The sequence below is a fragment of the Pseudomonas sp. genome, from assembly GCF_035277045.1.
In the GTDB taxonomy this organism is placed as follows: Bacteria; Pseudomonadota; Gammaproteobacteria; order Pseudomonadales; family Pseudomonadaceae; genus Aquipseudomonas.
This window is the reverse complement of sequence record NZ_DATELE010000090.1, coordinates 1-4,005: the sequence shown is the minus strand read 5'-3', so window position 1 is coordinate 4,005 and position 4,005 is coordinate 1. Positions and strand designations below refer to the sequence as shown.

5 protein-coding genes are annotated in these 4,005 nt (G+C 62.5%); 1 reads left to right on the top strand and 4 read right to left on the bottom strand.

Annotation, left to right across the window (positions count from 1 at the left end):
* From VJS90_RS03660 to puuE, 4 genes are all read right to left on the bottom strand, one after another.
* The coding region (locus VJS90_RS03660; RefSeq protein WP_324119208.1) for a urate hydroxylase PuuD at positions 1-1,122 on the bottom strand (1,122 nt) is incomplete at its 3' end.
* A 48-nt stretch (positions 1,123-1,170) separates the two neighbouring features.
* On the bottom strand, positions 1,171-1,674 hold the full coding sequence (locus VJS90_RS03655) for an ureidoglycolate lyase (RefSeq protein ID WP_324119206.1): 504 nt from the start codon (positions 1,672-1,674) through the stop codon (positions 1,171-1,173).
* Positions 1,675-1,704: 30 nt separating this feature from the next.
* Positions 1,705-2,220 carry a 2-oxo-4-hydroxy-4-carboxy-5-ureidoimidazoline decarboxylase gene (gene uraD / locus VJS90_RS03650; RefSeq protein WP_324119204.1) on the bottom strand — a complete coding sequence of 172 codons (516 nt, stop codon included), beginning with the start codon at positions 2,218-2,220 and terminating at the stop codon, positions 1,705-1,707.
* A complete protein-coding gene (gene puuE / locus VJS90_RS03645; RefSeq protein ID WP_324119202.1) occupies positions 2,217-3,146 on the bottom strand; it encodes an allantoinase PuuE in 930 nt (309 codons plus the stop codon). Before puuE ends, uraD begins: the two co-directional genes overlap by 4 nt.
* A 393-nt stretch (positions 3,147-3,539) precedes the next feature.
* On the opposite strand from puuE, the gene uraH reads away from it, so the two are divergent.
* On the top strand, positions 3,540-3,893 hold the full coding sequence (gene uraH / locus VJS90_RS03640) for a hydroxyisourate hydrolase (protein ID WP_324119200.1): 354 nt from the start codon (positions 3,540-3,542) through the stop codon (positions 3,891-3,893).
* Positions 3,894-4,005: the final 112 nt, after the last annotated feature.

Sequence of the window (4,005 nt, the reverse complement as noted above, 5' to 3'; positions counted from 1 at the left end):
CGAGTGGCATACGGTGCAGCGTTCCTGGATGACGTCATGGATCTTGTCGAAACCTGCGACATCCAGATTGCCGTTCGCCTCGGCTGGCGCGGGGGCGGGTGCCGCGGGTTGCGCCGGTGCGGCAGCCTGTTCGGCGGCTTTCTCGGCAGCGGTCTTGCCGCCCAGTGCCGTTTCGGGCAGCGGCTGGTACTCGACCTTCGCGGCGGCCTGCTCAGGGGCGCTCGGCAGCGGCTTGGGGCCGGTGACGTAGGCCAGGCAGATCATCGCCAGGGCGCCGACGGGCACGGCCCAGGCGTACTTGTTGCTGGCGTGGCGAGTGTTGAAGTAGTGACGGATCAAGACCGCGGCCACCGCGATGCCGGCCAGGATCAGCCAGTTGTACTGGCTGCCGTAGGTGCTCGGGAAGTGGTTGCTGATCATGATGAACAGCACCGGCAGGGTGAAGTAGTTGTTGTGGCGCGAACGCAGCAGGCCCTTGGCCGGTAGCACCGGGTCGGGGGTTTCGTTGCGCTCGATCGCGGCCACCAGCTGGCGCTGGGCCGGCATGATGGTGCGGAACACGTTGCCGACCATGATGGTGCCAATGATCGCGCCGGTGTGCAGATAGGCGCCGCGGCCGCTGAACACCAGGCTGAAGCCGAAGCAGGCGGCGATGATCAGCACGAACAGCACCCCGCCGAGCAGGACGGGGCGCTTGCCCAGTGGCGAGTCGCAGAGAAAATCGTAGATGAACCAGGCGGCGACCAGCGAACCGATGCCGATGGCCACGCCTTCCGGGCCGCTCAGGGTGCTGCCGGGAGCCAGCAGGTAGAGGGTCGGGTTCCAGTAGAACACCAGGCACAGCAGGGCGATGCCCGACATCCAGGTGAAGTAGGCTTCCCATTTGAACCAGTGCAGGTTGTCCGGCATCTTGGGCGGGGCCAGCTTGTATTTTTCCAGGTGGTAGATACCGCCACCGTGGATCGCCCAGAGGTCACCCGACAGACCGTCGCGCGGGTTGACGCGGTTGAGGTTGTTCTCCAGCCAGACAAAATAGAACGACGCGCCGATCCAGGCCACGCCAGTGATCATGTGAACCCAGCGCACGCTCAGGTTCAGCCATTCCAGCAAATGTGCTTCCACAGTCTCTACCTCCACTGGCGCCCTGTAGCCGGGCGCTCAGGTCTTCTCTTATTGGTGGGGGTCGAGGATCAGTTGCTCATCCTCGTTGAAGAAATGCTCATCGCAGTTGTTGCCAGAACCACTGCGATCAACCACCAGGAAGTCATCCCGCTTTTCGATCGTCAGCACCGGGTGGTGCCAGACGCCGCGATGGTAATTGATGCCCTGCCTGCCATTGGTGCGGAAGGCGCGGACCAGGCCTGATACAGGTGCATCGCCAACGGGCGCGACCACGATCAGAAAGGGGTGGCCGAGCAGCGGGATGAAAGCCTGGCTGCCCAGCGGATGGCGTTCCAGCATGCGGACGGTCAGCGGCATGTCCTGCGCGTCGGCGCGGAAGATACTGATGATCGCGTTGTCCTCGGGCTCGGCGGTCTCGACCGTGGCGAGCTTGTGGAAGCGCATGGTCGAGCCGTTGTTGATCATGAAGTGGTCGCTGCCATCGGTTTCGATCACGTCACCGAACGCGGCGAAGGCTTCTTTGGTCAGGGGCTCAATCACTAGAGTGCGCATGCTTTTTTCTCTTTGTTCTGTGTTGTGGGTTTACAGCGCGAGCAGGCGGAACAGGGCGATCAGGTTTATCTGCGCCAGGGCTTCCCTGAACTCGGCGTCGGCATCGTTATGGATGCGTTTCTCGAACGCGGCGAGGATCTGGTGCCGGTTGCTGCCCTTGACCGCCATGATGAACGGGAACTGGAACCTGGCCTTGTAGGCGTCGTTGAGCGCGGTGAAACGGGCGAACTCCTCGGCGGTGCACTGGTGGATACCGGCGCCGGCCTGCTCATGGGTGCTCGACTCGGTCAGTTCGCCCTGGATGGCTGCCTTGCCGGCCAGGTCCGGGTGGGCGTTGATCAGCGCCAGCTGGGCGTCGTGGCCTGTGCTGAGCAGAATGTCGCTCATGCGCTGGTGCAGGGTCTCGATGTCGTCCAGCTCGGCCAACTGGCCCAGGTCGAAGGCTTTTTCGGCGACCCAGGGCGAGTGCTCGTAGATGTCGGCGAACGCCTCGACGAACGCGGCACGCTCCAGGGTCGATGGCGTGAGGGTCTTGAAAGCGGTCATCGGACGGTCTCGGCGTTGAAGGGGTGAGTGGCATGCCAGTGGCGGGCGATGTCGACGCGGCGGGCGAACCAGACCTGCTCGTGGCCCTTGGCGTAGTCGATGAAGCGCTTGAGCGCGGCGAGGCGGGCAGGGCGGCCGACCAGACGGCAGTGCAGGCCGATCGAGAGCATTTTCGGCGCCTCGGCACCTTCTTCGTAGAGCACGTCGAAGGCGTCCTTGAGGTACTGAAAGAACTGCTCGCCACAGTTGAAGCCCTGCACCTGGGTGAAACGCATGTCGTTGGTGTCCAGGGTGTAGGGAATCACCAGGTGCGGCTTGCCGGTGGGGTTGTTGTTGTCCCAGTACGGCAGGTCGTCGTCGTAGGTGTCGCTGTCGTAGAGGAAGCCGCCTTCCTCCATCACCAGGCGGCGGGTGTTCACGCTGTTGCGGCCGGTGTACCAGCCAAGCGGACGCTCGCCGCTGATTTCCGTCAGGATGCGGATGGCCTCGAGCATGTGCTCGCGTTCCTGGGCTTCATCCATGTACTGGTAGTCGATCCAGCGGTAGCCGTGACTGCAGATCTCGTGACCGGCCTCGACCATCGCACGGATCACATCCGGGTGGCGCTGGGCGGCCATGGCCACGGCGAACACGGTCAGCGGCACGCCGCTGTCCCTGAACAGCCTCAGCAGGCGCCATACCCCGGCGCGGCTGCCGTATTCGTAGAGCGACTCCATGCTCATGTTGCGCACGCCCTGCAGCGGCTGGGCGGCGACCATTTCGGACAGGAAGGCCTCTGACTCCTTGTCGCCATGCAGGATGCTGCGCTCGCCGCCTTCTTCATAATTGAGCACGAAAGACAAGGCGATGCGGGCGTTCCCCGGCCAGCGCGGATGAGGTGGATTGTTGCCGTAACCGATCAGGTCGCGAGGGTAGTCAGCGCTCAATGCAGTCTTCCTTCTTGTGCGGTTGTGCGGGTAGTGGCCGTCCCGGGTCTGTCTGGGTATCGCGCGCACCGGATGGCTTGATTGTATACAACTTCTAAAGTCTTTTGTAAGCCTGTTTTTCCGCATTTCTGCCTGGTGGTCGCCTGGATGTCCACTGCAAGAAACCTGCCTACATAGTCAGCTTGTGTCGATCGTGTCTTTATTGGGCGTGTCTTTGCGGCTTGTGGGCCGGTTTGGGGCAAAGCACCATGGTTGCCCCGAGGAGGTGCGAAAAATTGTGTACAATTTCCAGATCAAGTGTCTTAATGACGCCATTCCCGCGTACCACCTGCCCAGGCTGCGGTGGTGCGCGTGTATTTTCTGCCCACGGATCTGACAAGAGGCGACAAGCAAATGGGACGTTTGACCACGCACGTACTGGACGCTGCTCACGGCTGCCCTGGCAGCTCGATCAAGGTCGAGCTCTACCGGGTCGAAGGCCAGCAGCTGGAGTTGGTGAAGACCGCTGTGACCAACAGCGATGGGCGGGTGGATGCACCGTTGCTCGAAGGGGAGGCGTACCGTGGCGGGGTGTACCAGCTGCAGTTCGGCGCAGGCGATTACTACCGTGCCCGCGGCGTGCAACTGCCTGGGCAGGCGTTCCTGGATGTGGTGGTGCTACGGTTCGGCATCGATGCCGGGCAGGAGCACTACCATGTGCCGCTGCTGATTTCGCCTTACAGTTATTCGACCTATCGTGGGAGCTAGTGGGTCGCTAGCAGAATCTTCGTAGGTCCTTGCCCGCTCACACTGCGGGCTTTTTTTTGCCAGTTCTGGCCTCTTCGCTGGCAAGCCAGCTCCCACAGCCACAGCGCCGGTC

Excerpts from the sequence above, each read along its gene's own strand:
- VJS90_RS03655 (WP_324119206.1), bottom strand. The coding sequence starts at position 1,674 with ATGCGCACTCTAGTGATTGAGCCCCTGACCAAAGAAGCCTTCGCCGCG.
- uraH (WP_324119200.1), top strand. The coding sequence starts at position 3,540 with ATGGGACGTTTGACCACGCACGTACTGGACGCTGCTCACGGCTGCCCT.
- uraD (WP_324119204.1), bottom strand. The coding sequence starts at position 2,220 with ATGACCGCTTTCAAGACCCTCACGCCATCGACCCTGGAGCGTGCCGCG.